Raw genomic sequence first — 22,544 nt, forward strand, 5'->3', positions numbered from 1 at the left:
AGTTCAATGCATTCTAATTTGAAAGCAATGCTAAATTTTTCTTTTCTATACATAAAAAATGCCCCTAAAAAGCGTCTAACTTTTTGGGGGCAGTCCAATTTCCAGGATTTTAATTTATAGGGACAAAAGTCTATTTCTTTGTTAGAGTTTTAAACTTGAAATAAGATACCGCTGACAAAAGGATCATTGTACCTACTCCGATATATACCCAAGCTGGTACTGGTACCGGATCTCCCGCTGCATAAGAATGAAGTCCGCTTAAGTAATAATTTACTCCAAAGTATGTCATTACCATTGAACAGAATGCAAACATTGTTGCTACATGGAATGCCCATCTGCTTCTCAATCCTGGTACTAATCTCATGTGCAGTACAAATGCATAGACCATGATAGAAATGAAAGCCCAAGTCTCTTTCGGGTCCCAGCTCCAGTATCTTCCCCAAGATTCATTAGCCCAGATACCTCCTAAGAAGTTCCCTACTGTTAGTGCAAACAATCCGATCGTTAGTGACATTTCAGAAACAATTACCAATTCCTTTAATGTAGTATCGTGGTGAATGCTATACGTTTCTTTGTTGGAGATAATATAGAATACCAGTGAAATCACAGCAATGATCATCGACAGGGCGAAGAATCCGTAACTGGAGGTAATAATGGCAACGTGAACAATTAACCAGTAAGATTTCAATACAGGAACCAGCGGCGTAATCTGCGGATCAAGCGCTGAACCTCCGTGAGCAAATCCCATCATAATAACTGCCACCATAAATCCGGCTGCAGGAATTAATGCATTTGAATTTCTATATAATAATAAACCTGCCGTAATACCTACCCAAGAGATAAAGATAATGGCTTCATAACCGTTACTCCAAGGAGCGTGTCCTGAAATATACCATCTTGCAACAAGTCCTAAGAAATGTAATAGATATCCAACTAAACCAACCGCGATAATTGCCTTAATTATTTTGTTTAATAGTTTATTTGATTTGAACAGCTCAACAAAACCTAAGATCAGAAGAAGACCGCCAACAAGCGTATAGAAGATCAACAATTTGAAGTTGATATCCGCTTTGTTCATAAATACTTCAAGATCTACTTTAGATTTAGCAGGAACAACCGCTTTACCCCATTTCTGCTGATATTCTGAAAGCTTCGCCAATTCTGCATCTGCTTTGCTCCAGTCACCTGTTTTCTGTGCCGTAAGTGCTTCTGCAAAATAAGGTCCCATTACCTGCTGAGATTCCATATCCGGTTCAAATTTCTGGTCTAACCATGAATGCCATGTATGATTGGCATCATTTTTCACCGGAACAATTCTCATAAACTGGCCACTGAAGAACTCATTGAAGATCTGTACTCTTTCGTTTACAGCAATTACTTCTTTATCATAATTCGTTTGTTCAGCCGGTTTTTTACGGAATGCTGTGTTGTAATCATGCTCAAGAATATAATTCAAGTTTCCGTTAGCATCTGCCGGGAAAAGGTTCATCAGTGAAGTATAACCATCTTCATCTGCCTTTGTTTTATTTTTCAGTTCATCACCCCCTTTAGGTCCCACTTTGATCATGGGAACCATTGTCCAGCTTGGTGTGTCTGTATTGATTGAAAGAAACCATTGGTTAGCTGTAAGAGACTTTCCGTCTGTTCCTTTGAATTCGTCTTTTTTGTATAGTTTTCTTAAAACATCTAATGCTTCTGTATTGATAGGAACAATTCTTCCCTCAAAACTTTGCACCAAAAGGTATCCGAATTTGTCCGCATGCTCTTTGCTGATTTTGTTTCTAGCAATAATTTCATCCGGAGAAATAGATCTCATTTTACCCATTGGTGTAGCCAGAGAGTTTTGTTTTGGAGCAGCACCATCAAGCGGCTGGGCAGATGGAGCCGGAGCGTGAGAATGATTATCTCCTTCCACATGAATATGTTCTCTGCTTCCGTCAGTGGTTCCGTGAGTCTCAATTTTCTGAGCATTTAACCCTAAGCTTAAGAATACTAAAAGAACTGCCGCAGCTTTCTTTTTGTTGACATCAGTCAGCATCTTGTTCAGTTTCCAGAAGTGAGTTCCTTTCCAGAAGAAAATCACAAACATCCCTAAGAATAAAAGGGTATATCCGATATAAGAAATCAAAGTTCCCCAGTAATCGTGGTTTACAGAAAGTACTGTTCCCATTCTGTCCGGATCAAAGCTTGACTGGAAGAAACGGTATCCACCATGATTTAGAACGTGGTTCATATAGATTTTATAAGGAGTTTCTTTACCTTCATCAATGATTTTCACATGGCTTTCATAGGCACTTGGAGATGAACTCCCCGGATACGTTTCCATTACGAAGTCATCCAGTTTCAGTGCGAAAGGCGTATTGTATACTTTAGGACCGAATCCTACCATGATGTTTAAACCATCCATCGTAACCTGTTTGTACGCATTCGGGTTTCCTTTTTCAACAGAAAGATCTACAATCTGTTTTGTTTTTGGCCCCTGAAGCTCAATCTGAAGCATATCAGGAACATTGGCATCTTTCTTTCTGTCGCCTTCAATAGCCATCAGTCTTCCTTTTTTAAGACCTTCAGGAACTACAAGCTTCAGTTCGTTGATTGTATATAGACTTCTTAATGCCAAAGGCTGGAACTCATCTTTCACTGTAGTTCCTGTTGCCTGAGTTGCCATCGTCATATAGTTGGCATCTACAGGAGTTTTGATGAATAATTTTCCGCCTTCATTTTTGAATTCAACAGCTCCTTCAATCGCTCTGTTGAATGTCACCAAAGTTCCGTTGATCGATTTTGTCTCTCCCGGTTTGATGTAAATATTTTGTCTTCCTGTATTTCCGGTAGAAACCAGGTGAAGATATTCTGCACCGTTTGGCTCAGCTACAAGGCTGTCTTTTTTTCTTTGAATGTATTCCTTGGCAAACACTTTCACTTCTTTTCCGTGGAAGTCATAAGTTGCTTTGAAATCTTTGTGTAATGGAGACATCAGATAAGGAACATCCTGATAATTAAGAACGTCTCCTTTTTCTTCAACCTGAATTTTAAAGAAATTTTTATCCGTTACGATTTCGTTTGAAGTTTCACCTTCTCTGATGTGCATTGTTCCTTCAAAACTGATGTATCTTGTGATAGCACCACCGATAAAAATAAAAATAAAGGCAAGGTGAAAAACAAGAACCGGCCACTTGTCTTTTTTCCATAGTCTGTATCTTCCGATATTTCCTATGAAATTAAGAATCAGTAAGACCATGATCAGTTCGAACCATTTAGCCTCATAAATTAATGCTTTTGCTGTAGGAGTTCCGTAGTCGTTTTCTAAGAACGTTGCATAAGCCATCGCAAATGCGTAAACCAGCAGCAATACAGCCATTGTCCTGGTTGAGATAAGAATATCTTGGAGCTTCTTCATGATTTATTGTACTTGACATGCAAAAATAAGCATGATAAACCACAAAGAGCTTAAAAAAAGCTGTTTTTTATCACTTTGGCCTCGGTTTTGCTTATTTTGAAACGTTCTTAATAAGCCCGAAAACATTAGGAAAAATTCAATTTTTAAAATCGAAACAATATAGATTTATAAAAACTATTCCAGTGATTGAACTCTTCTATCTACAAACGAAATAAAATTCTATAAAACAACAACTTACAACTATAAACCACAAGACAAGAACCAACTTAATCACCCAATCAATAGCTTCTTTCTTATTTTACTTAAAAATTCATGGGTAATTCCCAAATAGGAAGCTACCTGTTGTTGAGTGATCCTTTGTTCCAGTCCCGGATATTTTTCAAGAAATTCCAAATATCGTTTATCTGCTGTTTTACCCGTCAAAGAAAGAATCCTTCTTTGCAATGCTACCGAAGATTTCTGATTCATAATTCTGAAAAGTTTCTCTATCTGAGGCATTGATTCATATAGATTTTCTTTATCTTTTTTATGAATCATCAATACTTCACTGTCTTCAAGGGCTTCGATATTCAGAATACCGGGAACATTATTGATAAGACTGTCTATATCTGTAATCCACCACCCTTCCACTGCAAAATATAAAGTCTGCTCAAACCCGCTTTCGTTTAAATAATAAATTTTAAAACAGCCATTAAGAACGAATCCTTCAAAAAGACAATATTCTCCTTCTTTAAGCACAACATCTTTCTTTTTAAACGATTTGAGTTCAAAAGGTTTTACAAACTGTTGAAAGTCCTCTTCTGAAAGGTTGATGTATTGATTAATATTTTTAAAAAGTAAATCGGACATGGGTTTATTTAAGCAAAATAAAGGTATCAAAATTATTGACAGCCTTACAGAATTAAGTTATGTTAAGTTATTTCTGTATTTAAGCAATAGAACTCTAGTTTTTGTTGGGTAAACGCTAAGGCGCAAAGTTTTATCATACATATTGTTCATTTTAAGACGCAAGAAAATCGAAGATTTTCAGCAAGATGACCTGTTTTAAATTTTATCGCAGATAAAATCTTTGCGTCTTAAAAACACCTGATATTCTAAAGATTCTTAGCGCCTTAGCGTTTTACAATAGCCTTTTATTTCCATTCTTTAACAAATGGAAAAGACTTTTAGATGATTCCAAAAATCTTATCTTAAAAATCTTTGTGCCTTTCCATGTTCAAAATAGTCTTATTTTAAAAATCCATTAGTATTTAATACGTTGGCATAGAGATTTCCAAGAGCAGATATTCCTGCCAAAAAGGACTTTTGAACCTCTGCTGACTTTACCACTTCCCCATTCAGTTCACGGTTTCTGGTTGCCGTAGCATCTCCGATGATTGTATTGTGAAAACCAAAATCAAAGGCAGCTCTTGTAGTTGCTTCTACACAAACATCCGTCATCATTCCTGTAATCACAAGGTTTTTGATTTTCTTTGACTGGAGATAGCTCAAAAGATCAGTCTCCCTGAAGCTGTTTGGAAAATGTTTAATGATTATTTTCTCGTCCTCTCGTGGTGAAACTAAACTGTTAATTTTAGCACCCTCTGTATTCGGCAGGAAAAAAGCAGCCCCTTCATTGGTAGAAATATGCTGGATATGAATAACAGGAAGCCTATTTTTTCTGAAATATCCCAACACTTTTCTTGCATTTTCACCAGCCTGCTCAGCTTTTTCCAGTTCCATTTTCCCTCCCAGAAAGTAATCGTTTTGTACGTCAATAATTAATAATGTGGTGTTTTCCATTTTTTGTTTTTGTTTTGCGTTCATTGTAATCAGTGAAATCAATATCAGACCAAGGGTCAGAACTGTTTTAAAAGTATTTTCCATACGTAAATTTTTATAGGACAAAATTACAGAGGCTTCAATTCCTGACCTTTGAACTAGTTCAAAAAATACTATTTATACATTATAATTTTTAATATTATTATTTTTTTTCATTTATATAGATTTAAATAAGAAATTTTATTATCTTTTTTTAGAAATATTAAAGACGCAATCGAAAATATAATGTAACGGTATCAGATTTGGATAAACAAAAATGAACACCTAATTTTATCTCATAATTGCTGAAAATATTTTTTAATCAAAAATTAAATAATCGTTGTAAAAAGCGGGATTTCCAAAATATTTTTTGGAGAAAAAAGCTTCTTTTAGTGTTGAAAAAACATTAAATTTGTGACATTGATATTATGGACAAAAAGACACAAAAAAAACCGACTGAAATGCCTGAAAAAGGCAGAATTTTATCTAAGCCCCGTATTTTTTTCGGGCTTACTCTTATCCTTTTCTCGGCTGTCATGGCACTTTCATTCATTTCCTATTTAATGAACTGGAAAGCAGATCAAAGCCAGGCAGGAACTATGCTGGACAAGACTATAAAATCTTCAAATATCTTTGGTAAGATAGGTGATTGGCTGGGCAATATTTTCATATTTGAAAGTATTGGTATTGCTTCATTTATTATTGCCTTTTTATTTATGGTAGTGGGTACACTGATTCTTAAGAAGAAAATATTCAAACCTTGGAAAACCATCGGACACTCTTTATTTTTCATTTGCTGGCTTCCTATTTTTATGGGAGCACTTACTAAAGGACAAGGTGTTTTAGGCGGAGTTTACGGCTACCAGATTATGGACTATCTTAATTCTATTATTGGAGCAGTAGGTTTATGGACCGTTTTAGCGGCGAGTATTCTTTTATATTTTATTCTTGAATTCAATCTTCGTCCAAGTTCAATCAAGTCTAAACTGGACAAGATCAATGAAAATACCATTGGAAAAGTAAAATCTATGATGCCTGATTCTAATGATGATTTCGAGGCAGATGAAGAATTGAAGGAAGAAGCAGAGGAAGCAGAAGAAGAAACAGCATCCCGAGTTACGGTAAGTGATATTAGCAATCATTCTCCAAATACTCCAATCAATACAGTAAGAGAACCAGAACCGGTAAGTGTTCCGAAAGGCTTTCCCGAAGTTCCGGTTTCTGCCGATATAGAAACGATTACTACTCCCAACCATACTTCTTTTGAAGCAGAACCAAGAGAGGTTTCTCAATCAGTAAATTTAAATCTTTCTTCAAAACCAACTATTCCGGTTTCCAGCCCTGAAGAAGCTTTTGATATCAGACCATCCGCACCTTCTTCGGGTGTAGCCACTGCACCAGCACCAACGCAGGATGACATTAAATTTAAGGTGGAAGTAGCACCTGTTATTGATATTCTGGACGATTCTGAGAAACAATCGCAGGAACTGGTAGAAAAACATGGTTTGTATGATCACAAGCTTGATCTGGCTAAATTCCAAATGCCACCAGTAGAATTGCTGAAAGACTACGGAAGTGAAGAAATCTCTATCAACAAAGAAGAATTAGAAGAGAATAAAAATAAAATTGTTGGACTTCTGAAGAACTTCAACGTAGGAATTGCAGAAATCAAAGCCACAATCGGTCCTACAGTAACTTTATACGAGATTGTTCCGGAAGCGGGAATCCGAGTAGCAGCGATTAAAAAACTTCAGGATGATATTGCATTGAACCTTTCTGCATTAGGAATCAGAATTATTGCTCCAATGCCAGGGAAAGGGACAATTGGTATTGAGGTACCAAGAAAAAATCCTACCATGGTTTCTATGCGTTCTGTGATTGCTTCTCAGAAATTCCAGAATACGGATATGGATCTTCCGGTAGTTTTTGGAAAGACCATTTCTAACGAAGTCTTCATGGCTGACCTTTCAAAAATGCCACACTTGCTGATGGCGGGAGCAACAGGTCAGGGTAAATCTGTTGGGATTAATGCTATCCTTACTTCCCTACTCTACAAGAAGCATCCAAGCGAATTGAAATTCGTGATGGTAGACCCTAAAAAGGTAGAGCTTTCATTATATTCAAAAATTGAAAGACATTATCTGGCAAAACTTCCGGACGCAGATGAAGCCATCATCACAGATACCAATAAAGTAATCAATACCCTGAACTCTCTGTGTATTGAGATGGATACCCGATATGATCTTCTTAAAAATGCTTTCTGTAAAAACTTAAAGGAATATAACAAGAAATTTGCTGAAAGAAAATTAAATCCTGAAAACGGACACCGTTTCTTACCTTATATCGTATTGGTAGTAGATGAGTTTGCGGACTTGATCATGACCGCAGGAAAAGAGGTTGAGTTGCCAATTGCCAGACTTGCACAGCTTGCAAGAGCCGTAGGAATCCACCTAATTGTAGCAACACAGAGACCTTCTGTAAATGTAATTACAGGGATGATTAAAGCTAACTTCCCTGCAAGAGCAGCCTTCAGAGTAATCTCGAGTGTAGACTCAAGAACGATTCTGGATTCTCCGGGTGCAGATCAGCTGATCGGTAAAGGAGATATGCTTTATTTCAACGGAAATGAGATCTTAAGACTTCAGTGTGCTTTCGTAGATACTCCGGAAGTAGAAAGATTGGCAGAGTTCATTGGAGAACAAAAAGGATATGCATCAGCATTCTTACTTCCTGAATATGTTTCTGAAGATTCTACGAGTACAGTGGGCGCTTTTGATCCGAACGAAAAGGATGCTTTATTTGAAGAAGCTGCAAGAATCATCGTTTCTACTCAGCAGGGTTCCACATCAATGCTTCAGAGACAATTGAAGTTGGGATATAACAGAGCCGGAAGAATTATGGATCAGCTTGAAGCTAGCGGTATTGTAGGAGGTTTCAACGGAGCTAAAGCAAGAGAAGTCATTATCAGCGACCTTCATTCTTTGGAACAGTTTTTGGAAGATCTGCGTAACTAGAGGAAAAATTGAATGATTTAACCTTTTTAAAATTGAAAATGTCTAAAGATTATTAAATTAAAAAATGAAAAATATTATTTCAAAAGTTATATTAGGAAGTTTTGTTGTAAGTGCAGTAGGTATGGCGAATGCTCAGAAGATTGATGCTAAAGCTAAAAAGATATTGGATGATATTACAGCCAACTACAATTCTAAAAAGAATTCTTACTTCAAATTTTCTTTTGGAAGCGGCCTTAACGGACAGGTGACAAAAACCGAACCAGGTATTTATTATGCTGCCGGAGAAAAGTACAAGCTAAAGATCATGGATACAGAACAGATCTTTGACGGAAGCAAGATTTACAACATCAATGCTGATGATATGGAAGTAACCATTGCTAAGCCTAACGGAAGCAGTACCATGTTCTCCCCTATCAACTACCTTACCACCTACAGAAACGATTACAATGTAACGTATAACGGTAAGAAAATGGTAAATGGTGTGAATGCTGACTTTATTAAGCTTACTCCCGTAAAAGCAAACGGAATACAGTTTGTGTATCTTTTCGTAGATTCTGCGAAAAAACAAATGGTAAAACTGGAACAGCACGGAAACAACAAAGATGTTGCCGTAATTGCCATTAAAGAATACAAAGAAAACCAGGAACTGGATCCAAATATGTTTGTTTTTGACAAGAATAAGTTTAAAAACTACGTCATTACAGAACTTTAAAAAGCTGAAAGTGAATTCGCAACTCAGCAAATTTGCTTTTTAAGTTAAAAAAATAACAAAATATAAAAAGCCACAAGTAAACTTTGTGGCTTTTTGATTAATTTTGGCGCATGTTAAAAATACTAGACCGATATATCATAAAAACCTTCTTTGGACCGTTTTTCTTTATATTCAGCGTATTGTTTTTCATTTTTATTGTAAACATTATCTGGGTTCAGTTAGGACAGTTTATGGGAAAAGGATTAAGCTACTGGCAAATCCTCAAACTTCTTTTTTATCTGGGGGTAAACGTCATCAGTATGGTTCTTCCGCTTACAATTCTCTTGGCGAGCATCATGTCGTTCGGGGAATTTGGGGAACGCTATGAGCTTGCAGCAATGAAAGCAGCGGGGATTCCTTTGACGAGAGTCATGACTCCCCTATTGGGAATTTCAACGGCACTGGCGATCATGCTGTTTTTCTTTTCCAATAATATTATTCCTGATTTTCAAAAGAAAGCCAAGAACATGCTTTTCAATATTGCCCAGACGAAACCGGCAATCAACTTTACTCCGGGACAGTTTATTGACCAGATCCCGGGTTATATGGTGAAGTTTGATAAAATATATGGGGAAAACGGGGAAAATATTGAAGGGGTTTTTGTACACAAAAAAGCTAATGCTTATGAGAATCAGCAGTCTGTAGTAGCAGAAAAAGGAAAATTTGTTCCGGCTGTGAATAAGAATTTCCTGAAACTTGTACTGTATAATGGATATGTATTTGAAGATGCTTTCGCAGGAAAAGGGGACAATGTGAGACAAAAACAACCCGATCAGGCCATTAAGTTTGATACATTGGTTTCTCACTTCGACATCAGTGAAATCATTAACAAAGCGATCGAAAAAGAACAGATTACAGATGACTACCGTTTCCAGACGTATAATCAGCTTAACGAAACAGTCAGCAAAAGTAAAAAAGACAATAAGCAGTTCTTTGATAATATCGGATCTGAAGTTCTTAATCAGACCAACTCCGTTGTTAGTTATATGGATAAAGGCAACAAACATAAAGTAGCTGCTAAAACCCAGATAAAACTGGATACGGTAAAAGGGGACAAAAAACTGGAAATCATTTACAACTCCTACAACAGGCTAGATAACCTTAAATCTACTTTAGACTCTAAAAAGAACGAATACAGCTCTAATGTAAAATACTTCAGCAAAGTGGTTATTTACCAGCAGAGAATTGTAGCTTATTCAGTGACCTGTATTATCTTTTTCCTGATTGGAGCCAGTTTAGGTTCTATTATCAGAAAAGGAGGAATGGGACTTCCAGTAATCATTGCCATTGTTATCTTCATTGTCTTTTATGTCATGAATGTTGGAGTAGAAAACCTTTCATGGAGTGGAAAAATGAACCCTTATCTTGCGGCATGGCTTCCTAACCTGATTCTTCTTCCGTTCGGAGTTTGGATGACCTATAAAGCACTTACGGATTCGCAATTGTTTGATGCTGAAAAATACAAAGCCTTGTTCAAACCCATCACCAAAAGGTTTACAAAAAGTAAAGAACATCAGAGGTATCAATAATTCTGATCTTAAAATAAAAACCAAAAGCTCCGGAGAAATTCGGAGCTTTTTGATGGACAACTTTTAAAATTTTCTGTTTTATATTATTTTGGATTTAAAAAATTATATTTGCTGAAATTTAAAACAAAACCATGAAGAAATTACTACTTATTGGCCTGTTCGGGCTAGCTTCATTTAATATCTATGCTCAGGAGCAAGAGGACATTGGAGTCTACAATAATGATAAATACGGATACATCATCAACAAGGCTGGAAAGAAAATAGAAGGCGTTTTACAGCTGCATGGAGGTTTTTCCAGCCCATGGCAGAATCAGTTAAAAGTAAGGTTTGCAGCGATTGCTGATATTGATAAAACAAAGAAGAGAATCAAATTTACAACTTACGACACAGATGATATCAAAGAATATATGCTGTATGAAGGGGACACACCCCGGGTTTTTAAATCTGTAAAATACTCCAATATGAGAGAAGCTTTGAACAGCTCTGAAAGTTCAACAGGATTGGCAGCAGGTTTTAAGGCAATTAACAATCTTTCAAGAACAGAACAGTTTGCAGAAGTAGTAGTCGAAGGAAAAATAACTGTTTATAAACTTTATGGCTATCCTACTGCTCTTTCAGCTAATAGTACACAGGCTATTTCTCAGGCGGAAACAGACAGATTAAGAGAAACTCCAAATTATATTTTTTCTAAAAAAGGAGGAAAAGTAGAAGAATTGACTCCGGCAAAAGCAAAAATTATCCTTGCAGACTGTCCTTATGTAAAAGCAAAAATTGCAAAAGGAGAATATGGATCTCTTAAAAATGAAGAAAAGAAAAGATCCGGTTTTGGGAAATTTATCAGAGATGAAATCAGCAATGCCACAGTAGATAAACTTTCGATCATCAATGAAGTGGTCTATGATTACAATGAGAATTGTAAATAAAATACACAAAAAGAGGTTCCCAACTGGAAACCTCTTTTTTATTTTTAATTCTTATTTACAACTCTAAAATTTATAAACAAAAGCATTGATATTCATTCCGGCACCTACAGATGCAAACAGAACAATATCATTCTTCTTAATCTTATGATGTTCAAGTTCATCCTTTAAAATCATCGTCAGCAAAGACGGAATTGTAGCTACACTGCTGTTTCCCAGCTTATGAATAACCATAGGCATTATATTTTCGGGAGTTGGCATATTATACAGCTGATAAAATCTGTTAACGATAGCCTCATCCATTTTTTCATTAGCCTGATGAATGATAATTTTATTCAGTTGATCAATAGAATACCCACTGCTATCCAGACATCTTTTCATGGCATCAGGAACGTTCACCAAAGCAAATTCGTAGATCTTCCTGCCATCCATTTTGATGTATCTTGTATCCTGGCATCCTTCATTGTTATAGGACTTTCCAAAATACAGGTAATCTTTTTCCTCAAATGTATAAGAAGCTGACAAATGAGACTTAATTCCTGAATCATCATCATTATTCACCTCCAATACGGCTGCTCCAGCACCATCAGCATAGATCATACTATCCCTGTCATGAATATCCACCACACGGGAAAGAGTTTCTCCTCCAATCACCAGACATCTTTTTGCAATCCCCGATTTAATAAACGCATTAGCCTGTATCACACCTTCAATCCATCCGGGGCATCCGAAAAGAACATCATAGGCAACACAGAAATTATTTTTGATTCCTAATACATGTTTTACTCTGGCAGCAAGGCTGGGTACCGCATCAGACTGAACCGTCCCAAACCGGACATCCCCGAAATTATGGGCAAATATAATATAGTCTAATGTTTCCGGATCTATACCGGCATCCTCAATAGCTGAACGGGCTGCAATAAGCCCAAGATCTGAAGTAACTTCTGTACTGTGAGCATATCTCCTCTCTTCAATCCCTGTAATCTTTTTTAACTTATCTGTAATGGAAGCATTATCGCCCTTCAATAATACACCTTGTTCATTAAGAAAAATATGTTTATCAAAAAATAAATTGGTTATTGTTTCCGATGGGATATAGTTTCCTACCCCGATTATTTTTGTCATCATTATAGTATCTGTTTCCTGTTTTTTAATTAAACGTCAGGAATAATTCATTAAATATAATGAATGAACGTAAATACTTAACATTATAGTATGGAATAAGAATGTATTGCATTGTAAAAATTGAAATATAACAGTAAAAATCACAAAAAAAGAGGTTTCCCAAAAGAAACCTCTTCTATATTTTTCAAAAACTGAAAATTATACTTTCATAATTTCAGCTTCTTTTGTTTTAAGATGCTCGTCGCAAAGCTTAACATATTTATCTGTATACGTCTGGATTTCTTCTTCCACTCCTTTTACAACATCTTCAGAAACTCCGTCCAGCTTTTTAAGCTCTTTCAAACCATCCTGTCTTGCGTTTCTTACCGTTACTTTAGTGTTTTCAGATTCTACTTTAGCCTGCTTTGCAAGTTCCTTTCTTCTTTCCTCTGTTAAAGGCGGAACATTAAGGATAATATTTTCTCCGTTGTTAGAAGGTGCAAAGCCTAAGTTAGAATTGATAATTGCTTTTTCAATCGCATTGATGGCCGTTCTGTCCCAAGGTTGAATAGAGATTGTCATTGCATCCGGAACAGAAACATTCGCAACCTGGTTGATAGGAGTCATTGCTCCATAATATTCTACCATTACATCCTGAACCATTGCCGTAGAAGCACGTCCTGCTCTAATTCTTTGAAATGCATGATCCAAGTGCTTTACAGCCGCATCCATGTCTTGTTTTACAGATTCTAATATAAGATCTAATTCTTCCATTATTATATTAAAGTTTGATAAATTACACATCTATTAATCGCACTGAATATCAATCAATTAATCCTAAAAACACTGTAGACATCAGTGTTTTCTTACTATTTTAAATTATTTTTTACTATTCAGTGCTGCAAAAATAATGATTATTTCCATATTTTGGTAAGACTGCATTCTGTATTTTATGAAAACGTTGATATTTTTGAATATGATACTATACAAAATTATTGTATTACCAGTCGTTACTTGTTTCTGGGTTTGTTCATAGCAGATTTAAGGTGATTAATTAGGGAGGTGATTTCTACCCTTTCAATACAAAATTAAATCCTCAAATATTTCTGTGCATATTTTAATTCGTTATTTAATGTTTAATCTCGAAAAAAACAATCACGGGTGTATCTCCTAAAAATGGAATTTTGTTTACAAATATTCCTCAGCTCTAGCCAAAAGCGGACACAGAAAAATTCTTAAGTCAAATTGAGCAACATGAAGTATAAAAATCTTATAACGAATGACAAAAAAGATCTCTGAAAGAAATATAATGTGATGCATAATATGGATGAATATAATAAATTTCTATAAACATTCATTACAATTAGATATCTGTACATTGTGCCCAACAAAAACTAGTGAACAATAATGTTGCGGGATTGTATTAATAATAGATCTCTTCCATTTCAGTAAAGATATTTTCATTTGTATCTATGATCCTGTAACAATTTGTAAGGCAGGCATCGATTGTTCTGTTTTTGATATTTGTTAATTCCAAGTTTATTTTCTCAATATGCCTTGATTTTAAAGCATTGTACTGTTGCTCATTTAGTCTTATTAATGCCAAGCTATTTCTATCGGTTGGATATTTATGCGAAATATTAAGAGGGGTTAGACTCTTAATATAGTTCACATATAAATAGATTTGAGTAACATATTTAAATCTATTCCCAAAAATTTTAAGTAGATCTGAATGATTTAAATTAACAAAGATTTCATCATTAAGCTCTGGAAAGGTGCTGTATGTACCTAACATTCCTGTTTCACGGTTTATAAAAAATTGCTCAATTTCTGCTTTTAGAGATTGTAGATTTGGAACTATATTGTGAATTATATCAAATTTTATTAATGTTTCAATATTTTGCAATCTACCTTGCTCCTTTCTATCTTCACCGTCAATTTGTTCTTTTAGAAGATTATTAGCTTTAAGCTGTTCCGTGAATGCTATATAAATGAGTATTGCATTTAATACATTAATAAAAGGAGCAGTAATACCACCTATCGTATCTCCAATCTGTCCCGTTTCAGTGAAATCAATTAGGTCAAGTTTAAGCGTAAAAATTAATGGTGCAATAAAGGTGAACAATATTGACGATGTTAAAATAAGTAGTATATTTATTTTAATCAAACCCAATAGTTGTTCTAATTTTTCTTTCATATTATTTAGTTTTGGCAAATATATTAAACTATTTCCTAGCTATAGAAAATGAGTTAATTTTAAGCCATGAAACAACGAGAAATTAATGGATGTATTTCAATATTTACATATAGAATAATTGCATTTTGTTTGATTATAGCATTTATTGTTTTCCTATTAAAAAAATTAAACCCTTAATCGGAGGCTTATTAATTTAAATATTGTAACCATTTTGTAATTTTTCAGTAAGTTGCTCCATGAGATCAATTAATTCTTTACTGTTTGGTAAGTCATCTAAATTAAATGTTAAATCAATTACATTATTGTTTTCTTCAAGTGCTTCCGGACTTATCTTGCTATATATCAAATCAGGAAACTGATTCATTTTATCAAAAATGATTTTCGTCCATCCCTTGAGGTATACAGGAATCATTTCCATTCCTTCTCCATTAGGTGGAAAAACTGATTGAAAGTCAGCTTCCCACTCAAATAGATGAGCACATACCTCTCGAATTTTTTCTATACTTGCCTTTATAGCTTGCGAATCCCCCACAACTCCGTGCTCTCCTAATGCAGCTATTAAATCAACATTGAAAGTATGAAGGAATATTTGTAATAGTTTAGAATAATCTGCGAATCTTTCGACCATGAAGGTTGTATATTCTCTCGAACCTAGACTAGAAGATTTTTTAAAATACAGATTGTTCTCGAGTTTTAAATAATCTTTATTAATTTCTTTCAATCGGTCCTTCAACAATTCTGCAGTCAACCTATATTCCCAAAGGTCATTTTTTGAAAGAACAATATCCTTAATTTGACTATTTTCATTTTCAAAACCGTTTAAATTATTGTAGGCAAAGTCTTTAATTTTACGCCTAATTTGATTGCAAAACGGACCTAATGCTGCTAATATATTCTCGTCTTCTCTTTCTGAATTATAAGTTCCATAAGTAATTCCAGCTAAATCACTAGGCAAATGAAAATCTTTAGAATTTTTTGGGGCTACAAAGAAAACTCTATCTTTTCCTAATTTTCCAATAAAAAGACCTAGTTCAAAAATAACGTTATCTCTAACCGTATTATAGTTTTTGTCTCTAATAGTAGAAACATCCTCTGGTTTAAATATGAATATGGCATAATCAAAGCTATCTAATGCTTTAATTAAATCTTCTAGAGCCGTATTTGATAGCTCGAAAATACCTTGTGTCCAAACTGTCGAATTCGCTTCATGTTCCAATAACTCTTGAATATTATGAGCTACCTCCAAAGATTCTACAGAGGATCCAATGAATATTTTTGGTTTCATTTAATTTGAGTTTCCACAAATATAACAAAAAGCCCTCTCAAAGAGAAGGCTATGATTACTATTACAGTAAGAAGATATTTAATTACTAAATTTCAGTCTTATTCTTATGCCTTTTGCGGCAGGTATACAAAGATAGCTTTCAGTAAAGATGTGTACTGCTACTACATGTTTACCTTGAGATGTCCATTGGTCAATATAAGTTTTAAAATGATGATACACTGTATTGGCTGCATCATTTGTCATCCCTTGATTGTAAGGGAAAATATCTCCGTAGTATGACGCATTATCAGCGTCTTGCCCATACCCATACTCAGCAGTATTATCATAAGGGGTAGGATCACTCAGGAAATCACCGTATGCATTATATCCATAATAAATTGTAGGACCGCCTAGAAAGGGACCATTTATAGAGGGAAATAAAGCCTGCGCAACAAATTTGTCAAGGTATATTTGGTTTCTCCCCCACATTGGAGTTCCTTCCTTATATAGTACCTCGTAGTTATTGATGTACGGATAATTTGGATTAACATTGATAGGATTAACGTAGCTGCTTGAACCACACTTAAAAGTAATCGGATCACCAGATGAACCTTTTTCGGAACCTTTTTTAAAAGCTTGAAGTTTTGCTTCAGAAAGTGTAGATTTTTCGTGTTTCTCTATTTCTTCATTTGTTGAACAAGAAAATAGCAACACACTGCTTGCCAGCAGAAGTAATTTTTTCATAGTTATTAGTTTAGTTAAGTCCCAAAGATAGAAAAATTATTGAATCTGCAAAATACCATACATTTATATTTGTTTTCTTCAAAGAAATAGAACATACTTTACCGGGATTGTTTTCAAATAATAGTTATTTCCATGTATGAATTTGTGTACTTATCTCCTCTTTGAAAAAAAGAACATTGTTTTTAACGCATAAAAAAGCTTCAGGTACAAATACCTATCCTACATTTTGGTTATTTCTACTTAGTGTGATATCATTTTTAATAGCTTCCTTTACTCTATTCTTTTAAACGAAACTTTAGCAGATTTTTTTAAATAGCATGCTAGGTATAATAAACGGGAAAGTCTTAGCGAAGACATTTCTTATTCATTGAAAATTTAAAACTCATTTAAACCAATCACATCATGACAAATCCATCTTTAGACGCCTATCAACAAGTATTTGGTATGGCAGGTCTTGCCAACCGAGCCGGAGGCTACAACGGTTTTGGTATCCAGCTACAGCAACAGCTTCAGTATGATTTATCTTTTTATTTTAACAATGTTCCCCCAGTTAAAATAATGGGTCAGAAAACACCTTCAACAGCTGATCCTTCAGTTACTCCGGTGTTAGGAAACTGGGATCTTGTTTGGGGGCCAGCGCTCATTGAAGAGACTGACGAAAAAGGTAAGCCTACCGGGGTTGCCGACAATGCTTTATATGTAGCTAAATGTGACGCTGTCGCATTTCCGGGAGGTCCTACATTGCCTACTTATGTCGTGGCTATTGCTGCTACCAACCCTTCCTCACTCTACGATTGGGAAACAGAAGATTTCTCAGTTGCAGAAGTCGTAAACTGGACAACGTACAATCCTTCCAATTTCTCTCCATCATCTTATAATGGTACTGATCCCTATATTTCAAAAGGAACAGCTACAGGTGTGGGTATACTTCTGGGATTGATAAGCCCGAATAATGCTGCTTCACCCAATACTACACTTCAGCAGTTTCTTGCTGGTTTAAACCCAGACCCAGGTACAGCCATCGTATTTTGCGGACACAGCCTTGCCGGAGCACTATCTCCTACCCTTGCTCTTTATCTTAAAGAGAATAAAGATCTAAATGCTTTCGGGGTAACGCTTGTATATCCTACAGCCGGACCAACACCAGGGGAGACAGCATTTGCTAATCTGTTCAACAGCAAATTTCCACCGTTGCCACCAGGATGGCAGCAACAATCAGGTACTTATCAAAGCTGGAATACCATGCATTGGAATGATCTGGACGTTGTTCCTCATGCATGGCCGGTCTCGGAACTTGGGAAAATTGCAACCATTTATGGCCAGGCTCCTACATTTATGACGGCCGGTTTATTAAACGCTTTACAGAAAATGGCAATCAATGATTCTTTAAAATCAGGGGCCAATTATACCAGAATACAAAACCAATCGCTGCCAGGTCAGCTCCAGCACTCAAGTGCTTCTTCAATTAGCATCAAAACACCTCCCGAGAATTTACAAGACTATATGCTTCAGCTATCAGTACAGCATGTGGGGATGTATAATGGTATTCCTGCGGAAGGTTCTAATCCACAAGTGAACGGTCTTATTTTACCACAGCCATTACCAAAACCAGTTGTGAAGCTGGTACCGGGAGTCACTGCTGTCACCGAACTGGAGATGATTTTGAAAATAATAGATCAGATTCTTGGGTGGATTTCTTCCAATTATGTTTTGGTTGAAAAGGAAAATGCCACGCAAAATGTTGAAGCAGACCAATAGGTATTAAAAACTATTATAGAAACAAAAAAAAACCTTTCACACTAATTGTGAAAGGTGTTTATATTTTTTAGTGGTAAAATTGATTATAAATTAACCAATGTACCTACATTTTCACCGTCTACGATTTTTTCTAAATTCCCATCTTTATTCATATCGAATACAATGATTGGCAACTTATTTTCGTGGCTCAAAGTAAATGCAGTCATATCCATTACTTTAAGGTTTTTCTCAAATACTTCATCAAAAGATAATGAATTGTATTTCACAGCATCAGCATTCTTTTCAGGATCGCTGTCGTAGATTCCGTCTACTCTTGTTCCTTTTAAGATCACATCAGCTCCAATTTCAATTGCTCTTAATGTAGCCGCTGTATCTGTAGTAAAATAAGGGTTTCCTGTACCCGCTCCGAAGATGACAACTCTTCCTTTTTCAAGGTGTCTTACCGCTCTTCTTTTGATGAAAGGTTCAGCTACTTTATCCATTTCGATAGCAGACTGAAGTCTTGTCTTGATGCCCGCATCTTCCAATGCTCCCTGCAGTGCCATACCATTAATTACAGTGGCAAGCATTCCCATATAATCACCCTGCACTCTATCCATACCTTTTGCAGCTCCTGCCACACCACGGAAGATATTTCCTCCTCCAATCACGATCGCTACTTCACAGCCTTTTTCAACTACTTTTTTGATCTCAGATGCATATTCCTGCAGTCTTTCAGTATCAATACCGTATTGTCTGTTTCCCATTAAGGCCTCACCGCTCAGTTTCAGAAGGATTCTTTTATATTTCATCTTTTATTTTTAGTAACTTTTTATTAGTACGGGTTCCCCCGGAATTTGATTTTGCAAATATAATCATTAATGATATTGATAAAAGAAAAATATTTAAATAGAAATAATGTAAGAAATATTTTGAAAAGTACGAAAAAGGATTATTTTTGCATTAATTATAAATTGAGTTGAAGAAAATTATCATTTTTTCATTATTTCTATCAGGAATTGTTTCTTATGCGCAAACAGGAACAAATGTATATCCGTTCTTAAATGTACCTGTATCTGCAAGACAGGCTGCTTTGGGTGGAGATGCAATTTCGGTAAGAGATTATGATGTTTCCTTTGCTATTGCAAACCCTGCCCTTTTAAATAAAGATTCTGATAAACAGCTTTCTGTAAACGCGACAGCTTATCTTGCTGACTCGAAATACGGTACTATTGCTTATGCCAAAGATTTTGAAAATGGCCATATGGCTACCATCAATGCAAGGTATATGAGCTATGGAAGTATTCCGAGAACGGATGAAAGCGGTTTCGAAAACGGAGAATTCAAAGCTTCGGATGTAGCCATTGGAGCAGGCTATGCCTACCAGTTTGAAGAAGACTGGACGATTGGTGGAGGACTTAATTTCGTTACCTCAAAAATTGACAACTATACGTCTTCCGCTATCTCAGGAACGGCGGGGATTACCTATCATAATAAAAAGAACAAAGAAGTTCTTTCTCTTGTGATGAGGAACTTCGGTTTCCAGTTGAAATCTTTCAACGGAACCAGAGAGAATCTTCCTTTCAGAATAGATCTGGGATATACCAAAACAATCAAGAATTTCCCTCTTGCCATTACCATTACGGCACATGACCTTCAGAAGTTTGATATTTCTTCAGAATATAATCTGGATGGGCAGGAAGTGAAAACCGGAAGAAAAATTGCTGATCACTTCTCATTGGGTGCAGAATTGTTTCCGGAAAAGAATTTCAATATCAGATTGGGTTATAATGTAAAAAGAGGAAATGAACTGGCTGTTGCAGATCAGAGAAACTTCTCAGGACTTTCTGCAGGATTTGGAGTTAAAGTTTCCAGATTCCGTATTGATTACGCCCACGTGAGATATCACAACTCTTCAAATGTCAACCAGATAGGAATTTCTATGGATCTTTCCAGCCACAGAGGAGAGTAATCTTTTCAGCTGAATTTTTCTTAATTATTCCGAAAATTTTATACTTCCTCTTGATTTTTAAGAAAAAATCTTGAAATTTGCAGTATGAAAAAACCTGTAATTGCTATTGATGGGTACTCGTCTACCGGAAAAAGTTCTATCTCTAAAATCATTGCTGATCAATTAGGACTTATTCATATGGACACAGGGGCTCTTTACAGAGGAGTTACCTGGTATGCGTTGCAGCACTGCCTTAAAATAAATGGTGAGATTGATCTGGATATGTTATTCAATTCTTTTGATCAGATTAATCTCGAATTCAAAAACAATGAAGGAACCCTTATTCTTTTCCTGAATGACACTGATATCTCTAAAGAAATTCGAACCAACATCGTATCGGACAATGTAAGCCTTGTGGCCAAACAGAAAGAAGTAAGAGATTTTCTGTTGCAGTCACAACGCAATTTGGCAGAAAAAGGAGGTGTAATTATGGACGGACGTGACATTGGGACAGTAGTTCTGCCAAATGCAGACTATAAATTCTTTCTTACTGCCAGTATTGATGAAAGAACCAATAGAAGATTTCTGGAATTGAAAGGTCTGGGAATTGAAGCCGATAAAGAACAGGTAAAGCAAAACCTTATAGAGCGTGACAAAATCGACAGTGAGCGTGAAATAGCCCCATTAAAGCAGGCTGACGACGCTATCGTCATTGATAATTCGGACTTAACCAAGGAAGAAACCATAGAACTTATTTTATCTCACATCAAAAAGATTTAACAATTTTTAATAGGCTTAAAGCCCCCTTTGGTATACAAATTGTAAGTTTTATTACTGTAAAAACTAATTTATTATTAATTATTAAAAAACTTAAAATGTCTAGAAAAGGAAATAATACAGCAGGTATATTGGCAGGACTTCTTGCAGGTGCTGCAGCGGGTGTAATCTTAGGAATGTTATACGCACCGGAAGAAGGTAAAGAAACCAGAAAAAAAATCAAAACTAAGGCGAATGATCTTAAAGATCAGGCTAAAAATAAATACGGTGAGGTTTCTGAAAAAGTGAAAGACCAATATGGCAATATTTCTTCTACTTTCAAAGAAACGGCAAGCAGCGTAGCACATACTGTGAAAGACGGATATGATAAATACAAAGATCAGATTGTTTCTAAAACTGCTGATTTGGCAAAAGATGTAGAAGCGGAACTAAATGATCTTAAAAATAAGTAATTTATCTTTTTTAAGTAAATTACAGAAAGGAACTTTTGTGCAAAAGTTCCTTTTTTTGTAACTTTAAAAAAAACAATGATAGAAACTATTAAAGAATATGCCTCCAAGAGAATAGATCTTCTGAAAATTGAAGCGACAGAAAAGTCGTCCCTTTCCGCTGGGCTCATCACTTACTTTGTAGTACTGCTTGTTGCTTTTGCTTTTTTATTATCCTTTTCAATTTTGGAATTGCTTTCCTTATTGGCAAAGCACTGGATAATTACTCTTACGGATTCTTAATTGTGGCTGCATTTTATGCGCTGGTAATGGCGTTTGTCATTGCCTTCAAAAATAAAATTGTCAATACTGTTGCAGATCAGGTTATTAAATTTTTAAATCATTAAACTATGGGTAGAAAATACGAAAGCATAGAAGAATTAAGAAGAAAGAAAAAACTGCTTCAGGGTGAAATAAGTGATCTGGAAAATCTTCTTACCTTCAAAAATACGAAAGAAAGCTTAAGTGCCTTTACCAATGGTTTAAGTGATCAGTATCTTCAGGAAAAGATAGATGAAGACGGTGATGAAAAAGTAGTCCTTAGAAAAGATGTCATTGCCAAACAGCTTACTTCCGAAGTAAAAGATCTTTTGATCAGCAAAAATACAGCGGTAGGAATTGCAAGTTCTGCTTTCAAGGGAGGAAATATCACAGACGGCCTCGTAAAACTAGGAATTACTGCTCTCGTAGGTAACTATGCCAAAAAGAATATGAAAAGCTCCAACTGGAAGAAAAAACTGATTGGTGCAGCGTTGATCTATCTCGCCCCTATAGCCCTGAAATATGTGAGAAAAAAGATGGAAGTGTATCAGAAAAACAAAAGTGTTTCAAGTTTGGAACAATTGATATAAAAATAAGATATTAGAAA

General features: G+C 35.5%; 19 protein-coding genes. 10 read left to right on the forward strand and 9 right to left on the reverse strand.

The window, feature by feature from the left end:
* Positions 1-130: 130 nt before the first annotated feature.
* The 3 genes from ccsA to BOQ62_RS00115 all read right to left on the reverse strand — a co-directional run bounded on the left by ccsA (position 131) and on the right by BOQ62_RS00115 (position 5,266).
* Positions 131-3,400 (reverse strand): cytochrome c biogenesis protein CcsA, encoded by a 3,270-nt coding sequence (gene ccsA, locus BOQ62_RS00105; protein ID WP_129036443.1) that lies wholly within the window; start codon positions 3,398-3,400, stop codon positions 131-133.
* A 270-nt stretch (positions 3,401-3,670) separates the two neighbouring features.
* Complete coding sequence (locus BOQ62_RS00110; RefSeq protein ID WP_129036444.1) at positions 3,671-4,249, reverse strand: Crp/Fnr family transcriptional regulator; 579 nt, start codon at positions 4,247-4,249, stop codon at positions 3,671-3,673.
* Positions 4,250-4,627: 378 nt separating this feature from the next.
* The gene (locus BOQ62_RS00115; protein ID WP_129036445.1) at positions 4,628-5,266 is read right to left on the reverse strand and encodes a cysteine hydrolase family protein; all 639 of its coding nucleotides are present in this window, start codon (positions 5,264-5,266) and stop codon (positions 4,628-4,630) included.
* Positions 5,267-5,628: 362 nt separating this feature from the next.
* Between BOQ62_RS00115 and BOQ62_RS00120 the strand changes: the two genes are divergently transcribed.
* The 4 genes from BOQ62_RS00120 to BOQ62_RS00135 all read left to right on the forward strand — a co-directional run bounded on the left by BOQ62_RS00120 (position 5,629) and on the right by BOQ62_RS00135 (position 11,417).
* Positions 5,629-8,214 (forward strand): FtsK/SpoIIIE family DNA translocase, encoded by a 2,586-nt coding sequence (locus tag BOQ62_RS00120; RefSeq protein ID WP_129036446.1) that lies wholly within the window; start codon positions 5,629-5,631, stop codon positions 8,212-8,214.
* Between the two features lie 64 nt (positions 8,215-8,278).
* Positions 8,279-8,926 (forward strand): LolA family protein, encoded by a 648-nt coding sequence (locus BOQ62_RS00125; RefSeq protein WP_129036447.1) that lies wholly within the window; start codon positions 8,279-8,281, stop codon positions 8,924-8,926.
* Between the two features lie 110 nt (positions 8,927-9,036).
* Positions 9,037-10,494, forward strand: a complete 1,458-nt coding sequence (locus BOQ62_RS00130) for an LptF/LptG family permease (protein ID WP_129036448.1) — start codon at positions 9,037-9,039, stop codon at positions 10,492-10,494.
* Between the two features lie 131 nt (positions 10,495-10,625).
* The gene (locus BOQ62_RS00135) at positions 10,626-11,417 is read left to right on the forward strand and encodes a hypothetical protein (RefSeq protein ID WP_129036449.1); all 792 of its coding nucleotides are present in this window, start codon (positions 10,626-10,628) and stop codon (positions 11,415-11,417) included.
* Positions 11,418-11,480: 63 nt separating this feature from the next.
* Here the strand turns inward: BOQ62_RS00135 and BOQ62_RS00140 are convergent, their stop codons facing one another.
* From BOQ62_RS00140 to BOQ62_RS00160, 5 genes are all read right to left on the reverse strand, one after another.
* Positions 11,481-12,542, reverse strand: a complete 1,062-nt coding sequence (locus BOQ62_RS00140) for a 3-oxoacyl-ACP synthase III family protein (protein WP_129036450.1) — start codon at positions 12,540-12,542, stop codon at positions 11,481-11,483.
* Between the two features lie 195 nt (positions 12,543-12,737).
* A complete protein-coding gene (frr, locus tag BOQ62_RS00145) occupies positions 12,738-13,292 on the reverse strand; it encodes a ribosome recycling factor (RefSeq protein WP_129036451.1) in 555 nt (184 codons plus the stop codon).
* Positions 13,293-13,941: 649 nt separating this feature from the next.
* A complete protein-coding gene (locus BOQ62_RS00150; RefSeq protein ID WP_129036452.1) occupies positions 13,942-14,715 on the reverse strand; it encodes a hypothetical protein in 774 nt (257 codons plus the stop codon).
* Between the two features lie 193 nt (positions 14,716-14,908).
* Complete coding sequence (locus BOQ62_RS00155) at positions 14,909-16,000, reverse strand: nucleotide-binding protein (RefSeq protein WP_129036453.1); 1,092 nt, start codon at positions 15,998-16,000, stop codon at positions 14,909-14,911.
* Between the two features lie 78 nt (positions 16,001-16,078).
* Entirely contained in the window at positions 16,079-16,723 is a 645-nt protein-coding gene (locus BOQ62_RS00160; RefSeq protein ID WP_129036454.1) for a hypothetical protein, read from the reverse strand.
* 402 nt (positions 16,724-17,125) lie between these two features.
* Between BOQ62_RS00160 and BOQ62_RS00165 the strand changes: the two genes are divergently transcribed.
* Positions 17,126-18,481 (forward strand): lipase family protein, encoded by a 1,356-nt coding sequence (locus BOQ62_RS00165; protein ID WP_129036455.1) that lies wholly within the window; start codon positions 17,126-17,128, stop codon positions 18,479-18,481.
* Between the two features lie 83 nt (positions 18,482-18,564).
* Here BOQ62_RS00165 and pyrH read toward each other — a convergent pair whose 3' ends face one another.
* A complete protein-coding gene (pyrH, locus tag BOQ62_RS00170; protein WP_114822145.1) occupies positions 18,565-19,272 on the reverse strand; it encodes a UMP kinase in 708 nt (235 codons plus the stop codon).
* 167 nt (positions 19,273-19,439) lie between these two features.
* Here pyrH and porQ point away from each other — a divergent pair, with 167 nt between their 5' ends.
* The 5 genes from porQ to BOQ62_RS00195 all read left to right on the forward strand — a co-directional run bounded on the left by porQ (position 19,440) and on the right by BOQ62_RS00195 (position 22,527).
* Entirely contained in the window at positions 19,440-20,432 is a 993-nt protein-coding gene (gene porQ / locus BOQ62_RS00175; protein ID WP_129036456.1) for a type IX secretion system protein PorQ, read from the forward strand.
* A gap of 84 nt (positions 20,433-20,516) precedes the next feature.
* Positions 20,517-21,191, forward strand: coding sequence for a (d)CMP kinase (gene cmk, locus BOQ62_RS00180; protein WP_129036457.1), 675 nt, complete (start codon positions 20,517-20,519; stop codon positions 21,189-21,191).
* A gap of 95 nt (positions 21,192-21,286) precedes the next feature.
* Complete coding sequence (locus tag BOQ62_RS00185) at positions 21,287-21,640, forward strand: YtxH domain-containing protein (protein ID WP_129036458.1); 354 nt, start codon at positions 21,287-21,289, stop codon at positions 21,638-21,640.
* Between the two features lie 75 nt (positions 21,641-21,715).
* Positions 21,716-21,919 carry a hypothetical protein gene (locus BOQ62_RS00190; protein ID WP_228413472.1) on the forward strand — a complete coding sequence of 68 codons (204 nt, stop codon included), beginning with the start codon at positions 21,716-21,718 and terminating at the stop codon, positions 21,917-21,919.
* 107 nt (positions 21,920-22,026) lie between these two features.
* Positions 22,027-22,527, forward strand: coding sequence for a phosphoribosyl-ATP pyrophosphatase (locus BOQ62_RS00195; RefSeq protein ID WP_129036459.1), 501 nt, complete (start codon positions 22,027-22,029; stop codon positions 22,525-22,527).
* The last annotated feature ends 17 nt before the right edge of the window (positions 22,528-22,544 follow it).

Source organism: Chryseobacterium sp. CH21 (assembly GCF_004119445.1).
GTDB lineage: Bacteria > Bacteroidota > Bacteroidia > Flavobacteriales > Weeksellaceae > Chryseobacterium.